Source organism: Pontibacter arcticus, assembly GCF_003284895.1.
Classification (GTDB): domain Bacteria; phylum Bacteroidota; class Bacteroidia; order Cytophagales; family Hymenobacteraceae; genus Pontibacter; species Pontibacter arcticus.
Genome location: NZ_QMDV01000001.1, coordinates 1,085,402 through 1,106,848 on the forward strand (window position 1 = coordinate 1,085,402; position 21,447 = coordinate 1,106,848).

16 protein-coding genes are annotated in these 21,447 nt (G+C 47.2%); 9 read left to right on the forward strand and 7 right to left on the reverse strand.

Annotation, left to right across the window (positions count from 1 at the left end):
• The first annotated feature begins 63 nt into the window (after positions 1 to 63).
• Positions 64 to 1,398, forward strand: a complete 1,335-nt coding sequence (locus tag DP923_RS04830) for a M16 family metallopeptidase (protein WP_112304645.1) — start codon at positions 64 to 66, stop codon at positions 1,396 to 1,398.
• 115 nt (positions 1,399 to 1,513) lie between these two features.
• Positions 1,514 to 3,598 carry a M16 family metallopeptidase gene (locus DP923_RS04835; protein WP_112304646.1) on the forward strand — a complete coding sequence of 695 codons (2,085 nt, stop codon included), beginning with the start codon at positions 1,514 to 1,516 and terminating at the stop codon, positions 3,596 to 3,598.
• Positions 3,599 to 3,674: 76 nt separating this feature from the next.
• Here DP923_RS04835 and DP923_RS04840 read toward each other — a convergent pair whose 3' ends face one another.
• Positions 3,675 to 4,649, reverse strand: a complete 975-nt coding sequence (locus DP923_RS04840) for a TIGR03885 family FMN-dependent LLM class oxidoreductase (RefSeq protein WP_112304647.1) — start codon at positions 4,647 to 4,649, stop codon at positions 3,675 to 3,677.
• 342 nt (positions 4,650 to 4,991) lie between these two features.
• On the opposite strand from DP923_RS04840, the gene arfB reads away from it, so the two are divergent.
• Both arfB and DP923_RS04850 read left to right on the forward strand, forming a co-directional pair.
• Positions 4,992 to 5,408 (forward strand): alternative ribosome rescue aminoacyl-tRNA hydrolase ArfB, encoded by a 417-nt coding sequence (gene arfB, locus DP923_RS04845; RefSeq protein WP_112304648.1) that lies wholly within the window; start codon positions 4,992 to 4,994, stop codon positions 5,406 to 5,408.
• Between the two features lie 135 nt (positions 5,409 to 5,543).
• Positions 5,544 to 6,113: a hypothetical protein gene (locus DP923_RS04850; RefSeq protein WP_112304649.1), complete on the forward strand. Its 570-nt coding sequence runs from the start codon at positions 5,544 to 5,546 to the stop codon at positions 6,111 to 6,113.
• 210 nt (positions 6,114 to 6,323) lie between these two features.
• Here DP923_RS04850 and DP923_RS04855 read toward each other — a convergent pair whose 3' ends face one another.
• Positions 6,324 to 6,503 carry a hypothetical protein gene (locus DP923_RS04855; RefSeq protein WP_112304650.1) on the reverse strand — a complete coding sequence of 60 codons (180 nt, stop codon included), beginning with the start codon at positions 6,501 to 6,503 and terminating at the stop codon, positions 6,324 to 6,326.
• A gap of 389 nt (positions 6,504 to 6,892) precedes the next feature.
• Here DP923_RS04855 and DP923_RS04865 point away from each other — a divergent pair, with 389 nt between their 5' ends.
• The gene (locus DP923_RS04865; protein WP_112304652.1) at positions 6,893 to 7,705 is read left to right on the forward strand and encodes a cyanophycinase; all 813 of its coding nucleotides are present in this window, start codon (positions 6,893 to 6,895) and stop codon (positions 7,703 to 7,705) included.
• A gap of 97 nt (positions 7,706 to 7,802) precedes the next feature.
• Here the strand turns inward: DP923_RS04865 and DP923_RS04870 are convergent, their stop codons facing one another.
• Positions 7,803 to 8,696, reverse strand: coding sequence for an NAD(P)/FAD-dependent oxidoreductase (locus DP923_RS04870; RefSeq protein WP_112304653.1), 894 nt, complete (start codon positions 8,694 to 8,696; stop codon positions 7,803 to 7,805).
• A gap of 438 nt (positions 8,697 to 9,134) precedes the next feature.
• On the opposite strand from DP923_RS04870, the gene DP923_RS04875 reads away from it, so the two are divergent.
• Positions 9,135 to 10,364, forward strand: coding sequence for an OmpP1/FadL family transporter (locus tag DP923_RS04875; protein ID WP_112304654.1), 1,230 nt, complete (start codon positions 9,135 to 9,137; stop codon positions 10,362 to 10,364).
• Between the two features lie 19 nt (positions 10,365 to 10,383).
• The gene (locus DP923_RS04880; protein ID WP_112304655.1) at positions 10,384 to 11,802 is read left to right on the forward strand and encodes an SGNH/GDSL hydrolase family protein; all 1,419 of its coding nucleotides are present in this window, start codon (positions 10,384 to 10,386) and stop codon (positions 11,800 to 11,802) included.
• A gap of 252 nt (positions 11,803 to 12,054) precedes the next feature.
• Here DP923_RS04880 and polA read toward each other — a convergent pair whose 3' ends face one another.
• Positions 12,055 to 14,889, reverse strand: coding sequence for a DNA polymerase I (gene polA / locus DP923_RS04885; protein WP_112304656.1), 2,835 nt, complete (start codon positions 14,887 to 14,889; stop codon positions 12,055 to 12,057).
• A 319-nt stretch (positions 14,890 to 15,208) separates the two neighbouring features.
• Between polA and DP923_RS04890 the strand changes: the two genes are divergently transcribed.
• Together DP923_RS04890 and DP923_RS04895 are read left to right on the forward strand one after the other, a co-directional pair.
• Positions 15,209 to 15,613, forward strand: coding sequence for a hypothetical protein (locus DP923_RS04890; protein ID WP_112304657.1), 405 nt, complete (start codon positions 15,209 to 15,211; stop codon positions 15,611 to 15,613).
• A 211-nt stretch (positions 15,614 to 15,824) separates the two neighbouring features.
• A complete protein-coding gene (locus DP923_RS04895; protein WP_112304658.1) occupies positions 15,825 to 17,210 on the forward strand; it encodes a sigma-54-dependent transcriptional regulator in 1,386 nt (461 codons plus the stop codon).
• A gap of 89 nt (positions 17,211 to 17,299) precedes the next feature.
• Here DP923_RS04895 and DP923_RS04900 read toward each other — a convergent pair whose 3' ends face one another.
• The 3 genes from DP923_RS04900 to DP923_RS04910 all read right to left on the reverse strand — a co-directional run bounded on the left by DP923_RS04900 (position 17,300) and on the right by DP923_RS04910 (position 21,366).
• Positions 17,300 to 19,927 carry an ATP-binding protein gene (locus DP923_RS04900; protein ID WP_112304659.1) on the reverse strand — a complete coding sequence of 876 codons (2,628 nt, stop codon included), beginning with the start codon at positions 19,925 to 19,927 and terminating at the stop codon, positions 17,300 to 17,302.
• A gap of 210 nt (positions 19,928 to 20,137) precedes the next feature.
• Positions 20,138 to 20,923 carry a TPM domain-containing protein gene (locus DP923_RS04905; RefSeq protein WP_112304660.1) on the reverse strand — a complete coding sequence of 262 codons (786 nt, stop codon included), beginning with the start codon at positions 20,921 to 20,923 and terminating at the stop codon, positions 20,138 to 20,140.
• Positions 20,924 to 20,928: 5 nt separating this feature from the next.
• A complete protein-coding gene (locus DP923_RS04910) occupies positions 20,929 to 21,366 on the reverse strand; it encodes a TPM domain-containing protein (RefSeq protein ID WP_112304661.1) in 438 nt (145 codons plus the stop codon).
• Between the last annotated feature and the right edge of the window lie 81 nt (positions 21,367 to 21,447).

Sequence of the window (21,447 nt, forward strand, 5' to 3'; positions counted from 1 at the left end):
ATAACAAAAGCTGTTCTTAGCAGGGCACCTTGCCTTATTCCCTTTTAACAATTTTTATTCTTTATGAAACGTAAGCTGATTATCTGCCTTTTGTGGTGCGCCACCGGCCTTGCGGCTATGGCTCAATCCAAAAGCAACAAGATTGAGTTTACAGAATACACGCTCCCGAACGGGCTGCACGTAATTCTGCACCAGGACAATTCAACGCCTAACGTAGCGGTATCGGTACTGTACCATGTGGGTTCTAAAAACGAAGAAAAAGGCCGTACAGGTTTTGCACACTTCTTTGAGCACCTGATGTTTGAAGGCACCGAAAACATTGACCGTGGCCAGTACATGAGCATGGTGCAGGCAGCCGGCGGCTCGCTTAATGCCAATACTTCTTTCGACCGTACTTATTATTATGAGTTATTGCCCTCTAACCAGCTTGCACTGGGCATCTGGATGGAAGCAGAGCGTTTGAAAGGCGCCAAAGTAGACCAGACAGGCGTAGAAACGCAGCGAAAAGTAGTACAGGAAGAAAAACGCATGCGCGTAGATAACCAGCCTTACGGAACGCTATTGGAAAACACGTTTGGCTTAGCTTACAAAGAGCACCCGTACAAAATTACCCCGATCGGTACGTTCGAAGACTTGAATAATGCCAAGATCGAGGAGTTCCGTGATTTCTACAAGACGTTTTATGTACCGAACAATGCCACGCTTTCTATCGCCGGCGATATCAACGTAGAAGAAACTAAGAAGCTGATCGAGCAATATTTCGGCAGCATCCCGAAGGGAACAAAAGCCATCCCGAGACCAACTATAAAAGAGCCGAAGCAAACAGAAGAGCGTCGTAAAATTGTATATGACAACATTCAGTTGCCAGCTGTAATTCAGGCGTACCACATTCCGGCGCAGGGTACTCCGGACCACTATGCCCTGTCTATGCTGACGACCTTGTTATCGGGTGGTGAAAGTGCCCGTTTACCGAAGGCATTAGTTGATAAGCAGCAGAAAGCAGTGGCAGCACAGTCCATTCCGTTCCCGACTGAAGACCCGGGCTTGTTCCTGACGTATGCTATTGCCAGCGTAGGCACAGAAGCACAGGTACTGGAAGATGCCATGAATGCTGAAATTGAGCGTGTAAAAACAGAGCCGTTAAGCGATAAGGAGTTCCAGAAACTGCGCAACCAGATCGAGAGCCAGTTTGTGCAGCAGAACAGCACGGTAGCAGGCCGCGCCGAAAACCTGGCTAACTACCATGTATACTACAAAGATGCGAACCTGATTAACACCGAGATCGACCGCTTCATGAAGGTAACCAAGGAAGATATTCAGCGTGTGGCCAAAGAGTATCTGACCAAAAACAACCGGGTGGTATTGCATTACCTGCCAAAGTCAGCAGAAAAGAAATAAAGAATTTTTGACGAGAGACCATTTGACAAAAGACGGACTGAACTAAGGCTATACTTTAAACAGTCATTTGTCTTTCATCAAGTAGTCCTTTGTCAAGTACACATACAGAGAAATCATGGTAAAGAAAATATATAGTACTCTGGTACTGGCGCTGGCATTCGTTTACGTAGCGCCGGCACAAACAAAACAAGCCCCTCCTGCGCCGGGTCCGGCTCCTAAAATTGAATTGGGCAAGTATGAAAGCTTTAAGCTGAAAAACGGCCTGAAAGTATACGTAGTGGAAAACCACAAGCAGCCGGTGGTATCGCTTGCGCTGGTACTGGATCGCGACCCGATTTTGGAAGGCGACAAAGCCGGTTATGTGCAGGCAGCAGGCCAGATGATGCGTACCGGAACCAAAAGCCGCAGCAAAGACCAGTTGGATGAGCAGATAGATTTTATCGGTGCCAACCTGAGCTTTTCGTCTACAGGTTTTTCGGCGTCATCCCTTAAAAAGCATTTGCCAACCCTACTCGACCTGACCACGGATGTGCTGCTAAACCCTAGCTTCACGCAGGAAGAATTGGACAAGGTAAAAAAGCAGATGGTAGCCAACCTGGCGTCGGAAAAAGATAACCCGGACGCGATTGCCGGCAAAATCCGCAGCATGCTGTTGTATGGCAAAAACCACCCGTACGGCGAGCTGATGACCGAAAAAACAGTAGAGAATATTACCCTGCAAGACATCCAGAACTACTATAACAGCTACTACAAACCAAATATCGGTTACCTGGCCGTGGTGGGCGATGTATCTTCGAAAGAAGTGAAAAAGCTGCTGAACAAATCGTTGAAGAACTGGAAAAAAGGCGATGTAAAAGAAGTAAAGTATGATTTGCCGAAGCAGCCTGAAAAAACGCAGGTTGTGATCGTGGATCGCCCGAGCGCGGTGCAAAGCGTACTTTCTTTTGTAAATGCAGCCGACCTGAAGCCAGGCGATGCGGATGCTGTTTCGGCACAGCTGATGAATGCCATACTTGGTGGTGGCAGCTCGGCGCGTTTGTTCATGAACCTGCGCGAAGATAAAGGCTATACCTATGGTGCTTACTCTTCCCTTTCTACAGATGAGATTCTGGGCCGTTTCAGTGCATCCGCCAACGTGCGTAACGCTGTTACCGATAGCGCTGTAACCGAGTTTATGAAAGAACTGACTGCCATTCGCAGCGAGCGCGTAAAAGACGAAGAACTGAAGTATGCCAAGGCGTACATGACTGGTAACTTTGCACGTGGCCTTGAAAACCCTGCTACGGTAGCCGTTTACGCGATCAACACGGCACGTTACAACCTGCCAGCCGATTACTATGCCAACTACCTGAAAAAAGTGGAAGCTGTTACAGCAGAAGACATTCAGAAAGTAGCGCAAAAGTATGTAACGCCGGAGCAGAGCTACATTGTAGCCGTTGGTAACGCCGGTGATATTGCAGAAAAACTACAGAAGTTCGATAAAGATGATAACGCCATTGCCTACTACACTGCTACAGGCGAGAAAACAGAACGTGCCGCAGCGGCAGTGCCGGCAGGCGTAACTGCCACACAAGTACTGGATAACTACCTGAAAGCGATTGGTGGCCAGGCTGCCGTTGAGAAAGTAAAAGACATCGCCATCAACAGCAATGCCTCTGTACAAGGTATGACCTTAGTTTTAAAGCAACAGCAGAAAGGCAATAGCAAGTTTGCCGTGCAGGTAATGATGAACGGAAGCCCGATGCAGCGTGTCGTGATCAACGGGGACAAAGGCAAAATGGAAGCGCCTATGCAGGGCATCAGCAAGGAGATGACCAAAGAGGAATTGGCTGCGCAACAATTGGAAGCTAACCTGTTCCCGACGTTGCAATATGCGAAGCTGGGCATCAAAACCAGCCTGACGGCCATGGATAAAGTAGATGGCAAAGACGCGTATGTAGTAGAAGTAGTGCTTCCGAACGGACAGAAAACACTGCATTACTTTGATAAGAATACCGGCTTAAAACTGAAAGAAGTAACCAACTTACAGACGCCACAAGGTGCTATCACGCAGACCAAAACCTATAGCAACTACAAAGAAGTAAACGGACTTAAGTTTCCGTATACAGTAGAGACAGCTGTTGGCCCGCAAGTGATTAAAGCTGAAGTGCAGACCATTGATATAAACAAAGGCATCAGCGACGATACATTTAAATTATAAGTATAAAATTTATAACTACTGAAAAGGCGGCTGACCAATCTGGTTAGCCGCCTTTTTTTATACTTTAAAGTATGGTTCAGGAAGTTTTATACTTCAGTAGCTCAGGTACAACCTTGTTGCCGAATGCCTCAATAAACTGCTCGTGCTGCAGGTTTACATTATGAAGCAGCAGTTGGGAAAAACCGAGGTCCAGATCTTGTTGCAGCCAGGCCAAGTGCTGGCTCAGATCCGATGAAATACGCACATGATCGCGCAGGTCTTCTTCGCGCACAAACATAGCTGCTTGCTCCAGTTGTTTGGCTGTCCGCAGATCAGACAGCACCGGGCTCGGGAAGATGTTGGAGCGCCATTGCTCGTGTGCTCCCTGCAAAGCCTGTTGCTCGTTTTCAGCGTAAGATAACTGCACTTTCAGGTACATGGGTTTGCCTTCTCCGCCGCCTTCTCTAAAAGCATCAACCATTTTTTTAAGCTCCTGCGGTGGTTTCGAAACCGTAATCATACCATCGGCCCAACTACCAACCCAACGGGCGGTTTCTTCGGTTATGGCAGCGCCGATAATTTTAGGAGCAATGGCAGGGCGCGTAAATAATTTGGCCTGTTCTACTTTTACATGCCCGTGGTGGGTTACGGTTTCGCCGTTCCAGAGTGCCCGGATAATATCCACACATTCTTTCAGGCGCTCGTTGCGGTGTTGTTTTACGGGCCAGTGCTCGCCGGTTATCTGTTCGTTTATGTATTGGCCGCTGCCCATAGCTACCCAAAATCTTTCCGGAAACATCTCAGCTAAAGTAGCGGCTGCCTGCGCAATAATGGCCGGGTGGTAGCGCTGCCCGGGGGCGTTCACAATCCCAAACGAAAAGTCGGTGGCCTGCATGGCCGCTCCCAACCACGACCATGCAAATCCGCTTTCGCCCTGGTCTAAGCTCCAGGGCGCAAAATGGTCTGAAGAAAGTGATGCGTTGAACCCGGCCTGTTCAGCCAGTTGTACATATTTTAATAAAGCGCTCGGCTTAAATTGTTCGTGCGAAGCGTGGTATCCTATTTTCAGCATAAAGACTCTTGTTTATACTTTAACTTAAAGCAGAAGTATAGCATACGGTAGCTGTAAAGTATAGGGTTTGAGCCGTTCCAGATCCGGGTCAACAAAAGGCAACTATATTGGATAACTGCCTTTCTGCTCTGTAAAAGTAAAGTATAACTTTAGACTAGTATAAAGACCTTTAGATACTGGCCTATTTTTTCGGTCTTTTCTGGTAGGGTAAGGCGCGGTTTCCATAGCTTTGTTTCAAGAATATGCTAAAGGATTTAAAAGACGCATCAGGCATAAAATATTTAGCTTGTTGTACTAATAATCCGTAGCGTAACACATACCAAAAAGTAGCACATCAGAAGTATGAACCATATAAAAGCGCGTGGCCTGGAGCAGGAAATGAGTTTTCAGGCATCAAGGAGCGGCGGTGCAGGCGGTCAGAATGTAAATAAAGTAGCCAGCAAAGTAGAACTGAAGTTCCATGTGGAAAGTTCGGCTTTGCTAACCGAAGAAGAGAAATTACTGATCCGGCAGAAACTGGCCAACCGCATAAACAACGAAGGGTATTTGCAGCTTGTAAGCCAGGAGGCCAGAAGCCAGTTTCAGAACAAGGAAATAACTATAAAGCGCTTTTACGACTTGCTGAGCCAGGCTTTTACCAAACAAAAGAAGCGAACCGCCACCAAACCAAGCCGCGGCGCTGTTCGCAAGCGCCTCGAATCAAAGAAAAAGCAAGGCGAAAAGAAAGCAGCACGAAACTACCGCCCGGGGCAGGAGTAAAGTATAAATCCGGCATATGCAGCTTTAAATTAGTTTTGCTTTTAAATAATTACCGGTAGCGAAAGGCGTTGTACTACCACCAACTAAACCTGCTCCGCAAACCCTGCGGCGGCACAAAGTATAAATTACCCCGAAATGAAAAAATATTACCTGATCACTTTGCTCTTACTAAGTATAACCACGGCGGCCTCCGCGCAAAAATACCGCACAGCAGCCGGCGTTCGCCTCGAAAGCGACCGTTTTGGTTTATCGGTACAGCAACTGCTCCACGAGAAGGGCACTATAGAAGGGATTCTGGCTATCAGCTCGCGCGAGTACAGCGGCACGGCTTTGTACGAGTGGCATTTCCCGATCCTGGGCAAGCGTTTTAATTATTACCTGGGAGCTGGCGCACACATCGGTAACCTGAAAGACCACGGCGTTTTTACCGGCGTGGACGGTATTCTGGGCATCGAATACAAAGTAAATGGCCTGCCTTTTCTGCTATCGGCGGATGTGAAACCGGCGGCTCATTTTAACCACGAAGACTGGGTGCAATTATCCTCGGGCGTATCGGTTCGCTATGTTATCGTGAAAGAGAAAAAAGTGAAAAAGAGCTTCTGGCCGTTCGGGAAACAGGACGACGAAGACGATACGAGAAGCAAAAAGCGTAAAAAGAAAGAACAGGAAAAAAGCTCTGTCTTCGATATTTTCAAAAAGAACTAGTTTTAAACCTGCCTGTGCCCCCGGACTATAAAAAAAGTATAATCCGGGGCTTGGCAGTGGGTTGTTTTCAGGCTGGGCATACCTGTGCCGGGCTGCTTCGGCTGCTTAGTAGGTAAATAAGAAGAGCAAGAGAAAGAATTAGAAAGGCTTCAAGAAAGGCTTCATAGTTTCAGGTTGTACTGCGGGCTGCTGCTGAAAAGTGTGCACGGCTTAAATAGAATCGTTCGGGATACGCGGAGCGACCACCTCTACCACTGGCAATAAGTTAGGGTATTGGCTGTACTGGTTCAGTTCGATTTTTGCTTTCAGTGCTTTCATGTCGTCTGAAGACTTTTTAACTGTTGCACCGAAACCAGTAACTAAGGATAAAAGAAGAATAATGAGTTTCATAGTTGTAAGAGTTAATGTGGATTGATTTTTTATGTTTTCCTATCTAATAGATGTTAGCTGCAGCGCAATGGTTGCTTGAGGTGCTATAATTATTTTCACTATTTTTTTGACTGAACTGATTTATAGCCAGATGATTACCAGTACACTGCTGGTTTATACTTTTCGCTTTGCCGTACCCGTATCTAACAGATGTTTGCCAAGTATAAAAAGATGCTTCCGCGTGCAAAATTCTGCAAACTGTTGGGGCTGTTGGTTTGTTAAGTAACTGGTTAGCAACAGCTGCTTTTAGGTGCCTGGAAATCTGAAAACAGGTACCTACACAAAAAATCAACTTAAAGCAGCGCTACAAAGTATAAAGTATCATTTTGAGCCTAGTACAACATCACTATATGAGAGAGATAAAAGGGAAACTGATCGCTTTGGGAGGCGGAGACGATGATGGTCTTTTAAAACTGATCCATTCGGAATTGTGTAGTTTAAATTCTCATATTGAAGTAATTACCACCGCCACCACCGAGCCCGAAGAATCCGGAACGGCCTACAAAGAAGCCTTTGAGGAACTGGGGTGCAGCAGCGTGCGCTTTATGCACATAGACGAAAACCACGAAGCCGACACCGCCGATAACATTGCCCGCATAGAGAAAGCAGACGTGATCTTTTTTACGGGAGGCAACCAGTTGCGCCTCGCCGAGTTTCTGGGAGGTACCCAACTGCTTGGCATTATGCTGAAACGTTACCGGGAAGAAGAGATCATTATATCGGGCACAAGTGCGGGAGCCGCTGTGATGTCTGATTGCATGATCTACGACGGCTACGGCCATTATTCGCTCATCAAAGGCGAAATGAAAACAACTGCTGGTTTTGGCTTTATAAATAACGTTTACATTGATACACATTTTGCAGAACGCGGCCGCTTTGGCAGGCTGGCGCACGCCATCGCCCACGACCCGGGCCACATCGGTATCGGGTTAAGCGAGGAAACAGGCATTATGATAAACGAAGGAAACCAGGTAGAAGTGTTTGGGCCAGGTGTGGTTACGATCATAGACGGAAGCAAAATGAAATTCTCCAATACCCGCCACGTAGATGATAATGAACCTATTGCCGTCGAAAACCTGAGCATGCACCTGCTGGTAAAAGGTTACCGGTATTGCTTAAAAGAGCATTTGTTCCAGCCAGTAGAAACAGAACAGCAAGTATAAAAGTATAAGCCGGACCTTAACCAAGGGCCGGCTTATACTTTTATAGTCATTCAGAAACACTTTATACTTTCAAAGTAGGCTGGTAAAGTATAAAGCCCTACTTTCTGTCTTCTTTCTGCAGTACCATGTTGATGGCCACACCCGCTTTGGCACCTTCGGCGGCAGCCACAATCACCAGTTGCATATCGCGGGCAGCATCGCCGGCCACATACAAACCCGGTATGTTAGACTCCTGCAGCCTGCGCGTTTTTATAACGCCTTTGTTTGTAAACTCGCACCCCAACGATTCGCCCAAAGGAGATTGCTGCATGGAGCCCGTAGAAAAAAACATAGCCTGCTGCGGGCGTTTTTCACCATTTCGGAGCACGATGTACTGCAACTGGCTTCCTTCCCCTTCCAGGCGCGCAATGGCATCGGTGCAAACAGCTACATCATTTCGCTGGAGCAGTTCCATATCGGCCTTGGTAAGGCTGCGTGTGCCGTCGGTATAAAGCGTGATGTGGTCGCTCCAGGTTTTCATGCCCAGCGCCTGGCCAACGCCTTTACGGTCTTTGCCATACACGGCTATTTGTTTGTCCTGGCTTTCCCAGCCATCGCAGTAAGGGCAGTGGTGCACCGATTTTCCGTAGAGCGGCTCAATGCCTTCAAGTTCCGGTACTTTGTCTTTCAGGCCGGTTGCCAGCAATAATTTCCGGGATCGGTATACAGTACCTTCTTCGTCGTTTACTACAAACTCGCCTTTCGAGTGTTTCGCTGAGGTTACAATGGTGGTTTTAAGCTCAATGTTATACTTGTCCATTTCGGAACGGCTCTTTGCTATAAAGTCAGCGGGGCTCATCCCATCACTGCTCAGGAAACCATTCATACTATCAGACCAACGGTTGCGCGGCTCCCCGCTATCCAGCACAATTACTTTTCTGCGGCAACGGCCCAGTAACATAGCGGCACTCAGGCCTGCTGGTCCGCCGCCAATTATAATTACATCATACATAAAGTCTGTTTTAAATCAGGGTATTTAAACGATAAGCCAACCATTAAGGCGAACTACTTCAGCTAAATATTTTTCAGCTGTTATCGCAATAGCTGTACGATCCGTTTTCAGAGTTGCACGCACAGCCATACATAGTTTCTGATGAGTGTAACAGGCCAACGTATAAACAGTTTGCTAAAAGCGGATTACCAAGTTCTGAAAGTATGATTTGAGCGAAAGCGCAAGCTAAATGGCCTTCAGGTAAAGTATAAATCAGGGTGATGTCAGAGCTGGGTAAATGGTTTTATGAGCCTGTATAGAAGTATAAACCTTCGGGTAAATAATTTTTTCGACTCATATGAAATAATATTTGAAAAAAGGCCTCATATTGCTGTAAAAGGAACAGATGTTTCCTATATTTGAAGAGTATATGTGATCCTATTTCAAAACGTAGTTTTTATGAAAAGCAAAATTTTAGCCTTATTACTCGGAGGCACCTTACTTTCGGGATCGGCAATGGCCGGAGGATACCAGGTAAACCTGGCAAGTCAGCGCCAGATAGGCATGGGCCATACCGGAACAGGGATTGTAACAGGTAACGCCAGCATTTTCTTTAACCCGGGTGCTATGAGCCAGGTGCGTGAGAACGGTGTTACAATAGGTGCTACAGGGCTTATCTCTAAAATAGCTTACCGTGCTCCGGAGCCAAGTGGCACCGAGGCAATGTCTGATAACCCATTGGGTACACCTTTCAACTTTTATGGTACTTACAAAGCAGATGACCTGTTAACAGTAGGTTTGGGTGTTTACACACCTTTCGGTAGCAGCGTAAACTGGGGCAGCGACTGGAACGGCCGTTTCGGGCTAAATGAATTAACGCTTCAGGCTATTTTTATTCAGCCTACGGTTAGTTACCAGCTTACAGAAAAACTCGGTTTTGGTGTAGGTTTTGTTTATGCCATAGGTGGTGTTAACCTGCAGCGCTCTATTCCGCTGCAAGGCCAGGAAGAAGGCCGCGTAGAACTGGACGGCGGTGCAAGCGGTATCGGTATTAATGCGGGTATCTTTTTTAAGCCAAGCGAAAAAATATCAGTTGGTCTGAGCTATCGCTCTAAAGTAGATATGAAAGTAGAAGAAGGCGATACAGAATTTAATGCGCCAGCTTCTGTAGCAGGTCGTTTCCCGGCCGGAACTACATTTGATGCGGAGCTTCCGTTGCCATCTACCGTTAGCATTGGTGTTGGTATTATGCCAACCGAAAAGTTAACGATCGCTATTGATGTGAGCCGTGTGGGCTGGAGCGCTTACGAAAAACTACGCTTCGACTATTCAGCAAACGTAAATGGTGCCAGCTTTACAGAAAACGCCCGTAACTACGATGATGCGTACATCTTCAGAATAGGTGGCGAGTATAAATTAACAGAAGCGCTTAACCTGCGCGCGGGTGCTTATTACGATAACACACCTGTAGAGGATGGTTACTTAACTCCAGAAACTCCGGATGCAAACGCTTTAGGCTTATCAGCTGGTATTGGCTATACATTGTCTGAGAAACTGAGCATCGATGCTTCTTTCCTTTATATTAACAAAGAAGAGCGTACAGATCTTTCAAACAAGTCTGGTGGTATTGCAGGTACGTATAAGTCAGTGGCTTACGCACCTGGTATCGGCCTTAACTACAAGTTTTAATTTTCTTTCTTAGCACAATATGAAAAAGATTTTCTATAGATCAAGTATGCTGGCGCTGTTTGCCGGTGTGCTTCTTACAAGCTGCGATCCTGAGATTGATGCGCCTGCATCCAGTGCCGGTTCAGCTGATTTTACAAAATACATTGCAGTAGGTAACTCGCTTACGGCAGGGTTTTCTGATAACGGCCTAAGCCTGGAAGGGCAGGTAAACTCATACCCTGCTATCCTTGCACAGCAGTTTAAAGCAATTGGTGGTGGCGATTTCGCTCAGCCTTTGTTTACAGAAGCACAACGCAACGGTTCAGGTTACATCAGGCTGGCAGGTTTTACAGCAACCGGCTCACCTATTACAGCACCTGTTACTGAAAATCTTGCACTGCGCGCGCCAAATTCATCGCTGCTTACAAAATATACAGAGCCGGTTAATAACTACGGTATACCAGGCATCAGGGTAGCAGATATCAATACACCAGGATACGGCAGTGCGGCGGGCAATCCATACTTTGAGCGCATTACACCAGACGCTCAGGCTATGCAAACTTACCTGCAGCGCGTGCAGCAATCAACAGACCATACTTTCTTCAGCCTTTGGTTAGGTAACAACGATATTTTAGGTTTCGCAACTGCAGGCGGTTTTGCTGGTGCAATTACTGAAACCGGTACGTTTAACGCTAACTACAGCGCCATGGTAGATGCTTTAACTGCAAAAGGTGCTAAAGGTATTGTAGCTACTATTCCTGATGTAACAGGTGTGCCATTCTTTACAACAGTTGGCCCACAAGTGAAGGCAGCGCTTACGGCAGCTAAATCAGCAGGTTTTGTTGCTTTTACAGGCAGCGCCACAAATGTTGATAATACCAAAAACAGAACACTGGTACCAACCGCTACTATCAAGGATGCAACAGGTGGTACAGTATTGTTTACGCTAACAGGCTCTGCTTATGCTGGCTTAATCGGCAGACCAACCGGTAAATACTGGAAAGACCTGGCGAAGCAGCAAAGCCCAAGCCCGGCTGCTGTAAACCTGGTATTAGCAGGTTTGTTAAGCAGATATGCGATTGATACAACAAAAGCCCTTGGTGCCCCTGAAAACCCATGGCCAAGTGCACTAATTGTTGATGCTACCGAATTAAAAGCGATAGAAGATGCTACTAAGACGTTCAACGATTTTATCAAAGCACAGGCAACTGCAAAGTCACTTGCTATTTTTGATGCAAACGCTTATTTCACTTCTATCCAGGGTGGTTTCTCAAGCTATGGCGTTGCATACTCGCCGGCATTTATCACAGGTAACCTGTTCTCGCTGGATGGCGTGCACCCTACACCACGTGGTTATGCTTTCATTGCCAACGAGATGATCAAGTCTATTAACGCAAAGTATAGCGCCAAACTACAGACAGTGGATGAGACACAATACAGAACAGTTGTATTCCCTTAACCTGCCTGAAGTATAAAGTACAAAAAAGCACCTCCCGCAAGAGAGGTGCTTTTTTTATGAGGCATTAGCTATAAGTATAAATGAAGAAGCTAGCTGGCATTTTCGCTTTTAGTATATAAATTCGCTATTGTTGGTGTTTTCACCGATAATCTAAACGCCGGCTTTTGTGCTTGCTGGTGAAAACACGCAGCAAGGGCATCCAAAATCAAGTTTCATTTAAAACGCTAAATAGCTTTCAAGTATAACATTTGATTAATGCGCCTCCAGCCAGTTCTCGCCTACGCCCAGGCCAACTTCCATTGGTACGCTTAACGGCAGTGCGTTAGTCATCAGCTCCACAATTTTAGGCGTTACGATCTCTATTTCATCCGTCGGTACATCAAACAGCAATTCATCATGCACCTGCAGGATCATGCGGGTTTTCAGGCCGGACTGCAGCAGGTAATCGTGTATGTTGATCATCGCTATTTTGATGATGTCGGCGGCAGTACCTTGTATGGGTGCGTTGATGGCGTTGCGTTCCGCGAAGGCGCGTATGGTCTGGTTACGGGAGTTGATATCGCGGAGGTAGCGGCGGCGGCCCAGTATGGTTTCGGCATATTCCTGTTCGCGGGCTTTGGCAATGGTAGTATCCATGTACGCCTTCACAGCCGGAAACTCCTGAAAGTATGCTTCTATAATATCGGCGGCTTCGCGGCGCGGAATACGTAAACGCTCGGCCAGGCCAAATGCTGAGATGCCGTAGATAATACCGAAGTTAATCGTTTTAGCTTTGCGGCGCATGTCGCTGTCCACCTGGTCGAGTGGCACGTGAAACACTTTGCTTGCCGTGGAAGCGTGAATATCAAGGCCATTCCGGAAGGCTTCTTTCATGGTCGGGTCATCGCTGAAATCAGCCATAATGCGCAACTCGATCTGAGAATAATCCGCAGAGATGATCTTATGCCCGGAGTTGCGTGGCACAAAAGCTTTGCGTATTTCGCGACCGCGCTCGGTGCGTATCGGGATGTTCTGGAGGTTCGGGTTGGTAGAGCTGAGGCGACCCGTAGCGGTTACAGCCTGGTTAAAGGAAGTATGCACGCGGTTATCCAGGCCGCAAACCAGCTGCGGTAGTGCATCTACGTATGTGGATTTCAGCTTGGTCAGTTGGCGGTGGTCCAGTATCAGTCTGACGATTTCGTGCTCGCCGGCCAGCTTCGATAAAATTTCTTCGCCGGTGGCATGCTGGCCTGTTTTTGTTTTTTTGAGTTTGGAGTTGCCTTGCAGCCCTAACTTATCGAACAGTACTTCGCCTAACTGCTTCGGAGAGCCGATGTTAAATTCCTGGCCGGCAATGTCAAAAATCTGACTCTCCAGAGTAGCAATTTCAAACTCCAGTTGCTTCGAAAAATCAGCCAGTGCGTTGGCATCTATACTTATACCTTCTTTCTCGATACCGGCCAACACCTGTACCAGCGGGTTTTCAACTTCCGTGAACAGCTTCATCAAACCCTGTTCCTGTAACAATGGCTCAAAGTATAACTTCAGGCGCAACGTAACATCAGCATCCTCGCAGGCATAATCTTTTATTTGCTCCGGCTTAAGGTCAGCCATGGTGAGCTGGTTCTTACCTTTTGCGCCTATTAAATCCGTTATCGGAATAGGTTTGTAGTTAAGGTAGGTTTCCGACAGCACATCCATGTTATGGCGCATTTCGGGCTCTAACAGGTAATGGGCCAGCATCGTATCGAAGATCGGGCCCTGCACTTGTACCCCGTAATTTTTCATCACCAGGATATCATACTTGATATTTTGCCCGATTTTGGAAATGGTCTGGCTCTCCAATATATCCTTAAATTCGGAAACGATGCGTTCAGCTTCGTCTTGGTTATCTGGCGGCACAGGTACATAATACGCTTCGCCTGGCATGTAACTGAACGACATGCCCACCAGCTTCGCCGTGATCGGGTCGATGCTGGATGTTTCGGTATCAAACGAGATCTCGTCCTGCTGCTTTAAGTAGCGCACCAGGCTTTGGCGCAATTCCGGTGTATCGATCAGGTGATAATCCTGGGTGGTGGTGGCAAAAGTGCGCAGCGTTTCTGTAACAGGTTCGCCTTCCGGAAGTATAACTTCCGCAGCTGGTGCACCAAATAGTGAAGTCTGAGATTGGTTAGTTGCTTTGCTGCCACGTACCGATCTTGCTGCTGGTGCAGGTACAGTACCCGCTTGCCCCAATACACGTTGCGCCAGTTGCCTGAACTCCAGTTCAGCGAAAAGCTCGGTTAGTTGTTCTTCATTCGGTTTATCGCAGCGCAGGGCATCCTCGCTAAAATCAAGTGGCACATCGCAATGGATGGTAGCCAGCTCTTTCGACATCAGGCCCTGGTCTGCAAAGTTGACGACGTTCTCTTTCTGCTTTCCTTTGAGCTGGTCGGCATTGGCGATCAGGTTCTCGACAGAGCCAAAGCGTTGGATCAAACTTTTCGCTGTTTTCTCGCCGATGCCTGGTATACCCGGTATGTTATCGACGGCATCGCCTTGCAAACCCAGTATATCAATAACCTGCTCAACGCGTTCGATTTCCCATTTCTCCAGTACCTTGTTCACATCCCATACATCTACAGCATTGCCCAGGAAAGCTGGCTTGTACAGAAACACATGCTCCGTTACCAGCTGGCAGTAATCCTTGTCGGGTGTCATCATGTACACATCAAATCCGGCTTTTTCGGCGCGGCAGGCCATGGTGCCAATAATATCATCAGCCTCGTAGCCATCCAGGATAAGCACCGGAATATTAAAGGCTTCTACAATTTTTTTGCAGTAAGGTATGGCAATCGAAATATCTTCGGGCATGGCCTGGCGGTTGCCTTTGTAGGCGGCAAAACTCTCGTGGCGGAATGTTTTCGCTGATGAATCGAAAGCTACGCCGATGTGGGTTGGCTTTTCTTTCTGCAGCACTTCTACCAGCGTGTTGGTAAAGCCCAGGGCAGCGCCGGTGTTAAGTCCTTTGGAATTGATGCGCGGGTTTTTACTGAAAGCAAAATGGGCGCGGTATATCAATGCGAGTGCATCTAATAAAAACAGTTTCTTACGGGGTTCGCTCATGTGCTAAAGATAATTAAAATTAAGAAAACAGCTTTGCTGTAAAGCCATACAAGTATACCGGAGGTTTACAGACTGATGGTTATACGGTAAAAAGCAGAACAGAAAACAAGTGTAGAATTTTGGGGCAGTATTGGGGCAGGCTGTGGAATATATCCCCGGATAAAGTATAAACATTGAGAAGTATAAAATTTGCGAAATAATGTTTAAACGTCTTTAAATTAGGTTTTTAAATATCTCGGCTAACTTTTGGCATAGTTCTGACAATAGGCACTGCACCGTTAGTACATTTTAAAACTATCAAACGCAACGTATAGAAATTATGAAAAAGTTAACTGTTATAGCATTCGCATTTGCCGCATTCGGACTTGTATCAACTGAAGCTAACGCACAGGCCGCTACTACTGGCGCATCTACACAGGCACCTGCTGCTACAACTACTACAACACAAACTACCACTACCAGCACTACAGCAGATAAACAGAAAATAGAAGAAACGCAGTTGCCGGAAGCCGTAAAAACATCTATGAAAGCAGAAGCTTTTAAAGACTGGACCGTAGCTGAAATTTATAAAGTTGCTCCGGATGCAAGTGCTGCAGGTGCAACTACAACCTACGAAATATATTTTACCAACGCCGAGCAAAAGCGTGCCATCGCCCGCTTCGACGAAACCGGTAAACCAATCCGTAAAGCTGATAACGCAGCTTCTACAGAAACACAGCAATAAGCATTGCTCGTCCCATCTTACCTTAAGACAAAAAAAGCCTCCGCTGACCCGGAGGCTTTTTTTATACTTATAACACAGTATGTTACGTTATGGATGTATATAGTCCCGTCAGTAATAACAGGTGCACACTACTTTTACTAAACAAAAAATAGAGGTTTACCGTTACATAGGTGCCCTTGACCCAACGTGCCTGGAATAGACACGAAATACTATGCCTAAGATACTGTTAATAGACGATGACCCGGCATTTTGCTTGATGCTCCGGTCTTTTTTGCAACGACAAAACTACCTGGTCGAAACGGCCCATACCGCAAACGATGGTTTGCGCCTGCTCAAATCCGTACAGTTCGACCTGATCCTGACTGACTTCCGGTTGCCTGATAAAGACGGGCTGGAATTGCTTTCTATGATTAAAGTACTTTCGGAAGACCTTCCTGTAATTTTAATGACGCATTATGCAGATGTGCGTACTGCCGTCCGGGCAATTAAAATGGGTGCCTTCGAATACATTACCAAACCAATCAACCCCGACGAAACACTGCTGGTTATACAGAATGCCCTGCGCCGCAAAGCTGCCGTTGCAACAATACCAGATGCAGAAACCGAACCGCTTAACGGGGCTAAGAAATACGTGCGTGGGCAGAGCCCGCAGGCCGAGCAGATAGAGGAGTTTATCTCGTTGGTAGCTCCAACCAATATGTCTGTTATTATTGAGGGCGAAAGCGGAACAGGCAAAGAGTATGTAGCCCGCACCATGCACCAGCGCAGCAAGCGCCACGATAAACCATTCATCGCTATAGATTGCGGAGCCCTTTCGAAAGAGCTGGCTGGCAGCGAACTGTTTGGCTACGTGAAAGGTGCTTTTACAGGCGCTCAGAAAGATAAAGAAGGCCAGTTTGAAGCTGCTAACGGTGGTACTTTGTTTTTGGATGAAGTAGGGAACCTGCCATATGAGATACAGGTAAAACTGCTGCGCGCGCTACAGGAACGTAAAGTGAAAAAAATAGGCAGTACTGCAGACCTGGATGTGGATGTACGCGTGCTGGCGGCAACAAACGAAGACCTGGTAAAAGCCGTAAGCCGCGGCGATTTCAGAGAAGACCTGTACCACCGCCTCAACGAGTTTAAGATCAATATTTCGCCGCTCCGCGACCGGGATGGCGATGCGCTTTTATTTGCAGCCTACTTTCTGCAGCAGGCTAATATTGAGCTCGAGAAAAATGTGCTTGGCTTTAGCCCGGAAGTAGAGGCTGTGATAGAACGCTATAACTGGCCGGGCAACCTGCGTGAGCTTAAAAACGTGATCAGGCGAGCGGTGCTGCTGGCCAAAACCGATAAATTAACGCTGCAGGAACTGCCGCCTGAAATTGTATTTACCAACCCGGTACTTGAGGCTGAAGTAGCGCCGCAGGAAAGTATAACGGTCAATCACGCCATTGTAACCGACCTTAAAAGTATAACCGGCCAAAGCGAGAAAGAGTTGATCATTGGGATGCTGGAGAAAGTAAAGTATAACAAATCCAGAGCGGCCCGCCTGCTGAACATCGACCGCAAAACGCTTTACAATAAGCTCAAATTATACAATATCGAATTATAATATAGCGTACCTCCAACTTAAAACAGCGGCCCTGCATCATACTTTAACTTGATGCAGGGCCGCTGTTTTTGATTTAAACAAAAGTAAACTTACGAAGCCGATGCCTTTACCATACTTTTAAGTTGAGCAATTTCCTCTTCCAGCGCTTCCAGAACTAAAAATGTATTGTCGTTTATACTTTCAGCTAATGCTTCCAGTTCTTCTTCGCTCTGGCCCGGCTGGTGCAGTTCCTGTTCGAGTTTACTCAAATAGGGTACCACAGAATCTGCCTTCAGGTGTTTAAAAGCAGTCAGCATTTTGTGGGCGACTTCGGCAGCAGCAGTCCAGTTTCCCATGTCTTTAGCATCCAGCAATTGTTCCAGGTTGGTATATTGATCCTGGCACATCACATCCAGCACTGCTACAAGTGTTTCTGTATCGGTTCCGGTAAACTTACGGATATCAGACAGGTTATAAAGCGCATTAGCCTGGTTTTGGGTTTTCTCAGCAAGTGGTGTGTATGGTTCTGTTGCTGGCTGTGGCTCCAGTATTTCGGCTAGTTTCTGATACAGTTCCTGTTCGGTAAAAGGTTTCAGCAAATGACCTGAAATAGGCGTGTTATGGAAAAAAGCGGCATCATTGCTCATGATATTGGCCGTAAGCGCGATGATCGGAACATGTTTGTCCTGCTTCCGGATCAGGCGTGCCAATGATTTTCCGCTCATGCCTGGCAATTGGATATCAGTCAGGATAATATCAAATCTATACTTGTTAACCAATGCCAGCGCTTCTGTAGCATCGCTTGCCAGATGTACTTTAATGCCCCACCTGCTTAAAATAAGATTGCTCAGCGTCTGGCTGAAGGTATCATCGTCTATTACCAAAGCAGTGTAGCCTGCAAAAGCCTGAGGTAAGGGCAGCTGTAGTTTTGGCGCAGCAGTAGCCGCCACAACGGTAGTCGCTTTTAGGAGTGGGAGCACAATATTAAACGTAGTGCCTTTGTTGTAAACGCTGTTTACGGCAAGCGTACCACCTTGCATTTCCACTAACTTCTGGCTGATAGATAGGCCCAGACCAGTGCCGCCATACTTCCGGAGTATCGAATCATCGGCCTGGTTAAACTCCCCGAACACATGCTGCATCCGCTCGGGTGCTATACCAATGCCTGTATCTGTAACAGCGATACTTAGCACCACACGGCTGCGCCGGATAGACTTAAGCATGAACTTTACCTGCACCTGGCCTTCGTGCGTGAACTTGATGGCATTATCCACCAGGTTAAACAAGATCTGCTTAATGCGGAGCGCATCGCCCGTTAAGGCATCCGGTAAATTATGATCGATAAAAACCTCGAAATGGATGTGCTTGCTTGTCGCCTTAATAAAGAAAGCCTGTTCTATATCGGTGGCCAGCTGTTTCAGACTGAACGTAACGGGCGTGATATCCAGTTTACCAGCTTCGATTTTAGACAGGTCGAGTACATCGTTTACAATGTGCAGCAAGTGGTGGCCGGCGCTGTCTATGGCGCGCAGGTGTTCGGTTTGTTCAGCCTCTAGTGGCGCGTGTTTCAGTTGCCGGGCAAAACCAAGTATAACATTTAGCGGCGTTCGCATTTCGTGGCTCATGTTGGCCACAAAAGCTTCTTTGGCACGCGCCAACTGAATGGCCTGCTTTCGGGCCCCGATCAGTTGAGATTTATACTTGTTGCTGCGCGTGATATCGCGAAGTATAAAAAGTATGAACGCTATGCCGCTCACCAACCCGAAAATACCAACCGCCAGTAAAACCGAAGATGTTTCCTTCGCCTCTTTGCGTGCCAGCCCAGAACGTTCGCGTACTTTTACCAGCTCATGCCGCTCCAGTTTATACACCATGTTACGGATCTGGTCCATTATTCTTTTATCCTGATGCAGCAGCGCCAGTTCTTTGCTGAGGAGTTCCTGTTCTTTGCGGTCGGCCTCGCGTTGTAGCCTGGATAATATCCGGCGGACATTTGCCAGATCGGCTACCTTTTCTTTGCTGCGTTGGTTTGTTTTAGAAGTATCGATGGTGGTTTCCTGGCGCACATCCAGCTTTGGAATGGGCACACGCGGCACTTGTTGGGCATTGTCGTTCTGGTTTCTGCGTTTCGAGAAAAGCCTGCCCAGCAAGGTCTTTTTTACTTCTTTGGATTCCGGGTTTTCTTCCACAAGCTCTTCTTCCGCTTCGCCGGCAGGCTTTGCCAGATCCGAAATGGTAGTTGTGGTATACTTTCGGATGGTATATGGCGCTGGTTTTTCGGAGGAGGTATACGCTATCCGGCGCAACGCTTCTTTTGATATATCCTGTGTTTTGTATTGCTTTTTGAGATCGGCGTACTGCAGCAGGCTTTGCTCTTTCCTGTCCAGCAGCACGCGTATGGAGTCTACTTCAGCCAGTTCGGTGGGGCTGGCCGTCATGATAATATGCAAGGTATCTACCTGCGCCCGTATAGTATCTAGATGCGAAAGATAAGCGTTAAAATGGCGTTCCTGGGAAGTAAGCGTGTAGGCTCTGATCGTACTTTCGGCGGTAGCCATGGTAGCCAGCGTGTGGCGCAGCGTGCGTAATTTGTTGTTAGGTTGCGATAGCACATCCAGCGAGTTAAGTAATTGGGTAAAACTGCTGTACGTCAGGTAGATCGCAAACACGACAATACCCAGGGCTGTGGCAAACCCTACCACAACTTTCGATTTGGTGCTATCTTTAAAAATGCGCATTTATTGTTTTCAGGATAGGCGTTTTGCGTGGTATCAGGGTTGTAACGCACAAACCCACGAAAGGATTGTGCTTACCCGTTTGGAAGTGCAATTTAAGAATAAATACTTGAAACAGTGTGCCTAAGGATTTGTTCATAAAAAGACAGAGGCCTTATCCGGAAGATAAAGCCTCTGCTGTTTCAGATAATGAAAAGTATAGCTTGAACAGGTTTACCAACTGCTGCTGGCACCGCCGCCGCCAAAAGAGCCACCGCCAAAACCTCCGAAGCCACCGCCTCCGCCACCACCGCCAAACATACCGCCACCCGAGCTGAACGAGCCAAAGCCACCTGGGATAAAGACAGGTCCGCCAAAAGTTCTGGAGTAGCCGCGCCCTCTTCCGCCACCACGGCCACCGCCGCCTCCCATCCTGGAAAGTATAAAAACGGCAAGTATAACAATCGCGATGATAAAAATGAGAGAGCTGCCGCCGCCTTCGCCTTCGTAGCTGGCCGATGGATCAGCTTGGTAGGCGCCGCTGGCGCGGGTAATGATAATGTCAACAGCTTCATTCAGGCCTTTAAAATACTCACCTTCCTTAAAGTTAGGTTTGATGGTATATTCGGTAATTTCTTTGGCTTTAGCATCTGTAATGATATGTTCCATGCCGTAACCGGTCCGGAGGGTAACCTGGCGCTCGTTTTCTGCTACAAGCAGCAGTATGCCGTTATCGTTCTTTTTGCCGCCAATACCCCAAAGCTCGCCTAACTGGTCGGCGTACTGCGCAATTTCATAATCCCCGATCGAGGAAATGGTAACCACTGCCACCTGCGTGGAGGTGGTATCGTTGTAGGCAACCAGCTTTTGTTCCAGGTAAGCTCTCTCCTCGTTTGTGAGCATGTTGGCCATGTCGTTTACAAGGCGCGGCGGGTTAGGGCGCGGCGGAAAGTCTTTGCTTTGTGCCAGGGCGGCTAAGCTGAGCAGGCAAAAGTATAAAAACAGGATGGAGTGCTTCATAAGGCTTATTTACCAAACGAGATATCGTCGCTCAGTTCGTTTGTATCGCTGTGCGCTTCGTAAGGGAAGTGTTTTTTTAGTTGCTCGCCTGCCATTTTTATACCCTTTGCCAGGCCATCGGCATAGCGTTTCTGTTTAAAATCGTTGATGGCTTCGTGTGTGATATCTTCCCAGAAATGGTCGGGCACAATGGCATTAATACCGGCATCGCCCAGTACGGCAAACTGGTGGTCATCCAGGGCAATATAAAAAAGCACGCCGTTGCGGAGTTTGGTCAGGTGCATGTGCAGGTCCGCAAAAACTTCGGTCGCTCTATCCAGTACGTTGCCTTTGCAGTTGCTTTCGATGTGCACACGTATCTCGCCTGATGTATTTAGCTCGGCTTCCTGAATGGCAGCTACAATCTGCTGTTCCTCTTCCGGAGTAAGTGATTCTTTGGGCATAGGCTTAATTGGTTACTAGATGATTGTTAATTGTTGTGTTCAGAAAAACAAGCAACAACTAACAATCAGCAATTAAATTAT

Bases quoted from the DNA above. Each gene is read 5' to 3' on its own strand.
- DP923_RS04830 (WP_112304645.1), top strand. From the start codon at position 64: ATGAAACGTAAGCTGATTATCTGCCTTTTGTGGTGCGCCACCGGCCTT.
- DP923_RS04835 (WP_112304646.1), top strand. From the start codon at position 1,514: ATGGTAAAGAAAATATATAGTACTCTGGTACTGGCGCTGGCATTCGTT.
- DP923_RS04840 (WP_112304647.1), bottom strand. From the start codon at position 4,649: ATGCTGAAAATAGGATACCACGCTTCGCACGAACAATTTAAGCCGAGC.
- arfB (WP_112304648.1), top strand. From the start codon at position 4,992: ATGAACCATATAAAAGCGCGTGGCCTGGAGCAGGAAATGAGTTTTCAG.
- DP923_RS04850 (WP_112304649.1), top strand. From the start codon at position 5,544: ATGAAAAAATATTACCTGATCACTTTGCTCTTACTAAGTATAACCACG.
- DP923_RS04855 (WP_112304650.1), bottom strand. From the start codon at position 6,503: ATGAAACTCATTATTCTTCTTTTATCCTTAGTTACTGGTTTCGGTGCA.
- DP923_RS04865 (WP_112304652.1), top strand. From the start codon at position 6,893: ATGAGAGAGATAAAAGGGAAACTGATCGCTTTGGGAGGCGGAGACGAT.
- DP923_RS04870 (WP_112304653.1), bottom strand. From the start codon at position 8,696: ATGTATGATGTAATTATAATTGGCGGCGGACCAGCAGGCCTGAGTGCC.
- DP923_RS04875 (WP_112304654.1), top strand. From the start codon at position 9,135: ATGAAAAGCAAAATTTTAGCCTTATTACTCGGAGGCACCTTACTTTCG.
- DP923_RS04880 (WP_112304655.1), top strand. From the start codon at position 10,384: ATGAAAAAGATTTTCTATAGATCAAGTATGCTGGCGCTGTTTGCCGGT.
- polA (WP_112304656.1), bottom strand. From the start codon at position 14,889: ATGAGCGAACCCCGTAAGAAACTGTTTTTATTAGATGCACTCGCATTG.
- DP923_RS04890 (WP_112304657.1), top strand. From the start codon at position 15,209: ATGAAAAAGTTAACTGTTATAGCATTCGCATTTGCCGCATTCGGACTT.
- DP923_RS04895 (WP_112304658.1), top strand. From the start codon at position 15,825: ATGCCTAAGATACTGTTAATAGACGATGACCCGGCATTTTGCTTGATG.
- DP923_RS04900 (WP_112304659.1), bottom strand. From the start codon at position 19,927: ATGCGCATTTTTAAAGATAGCACCAAATCGAAAGTTGTGGTAGGGTTT.
- DP923_RS04905 (WP_112304660.1), bottom strand. From the start codon at position 20,923: ATGAAGCACTCCATCCTGTTTTTATACTTTTGCCTGCTCAGCTTAGCC.
- DP923_RS04910 (WP_112304661.1), bottom strand. From the start codon at position 21,366: ATGCCCAAAGAATCACTTACTCCGGAAGAGGAACAGCAGATTGTAGCT.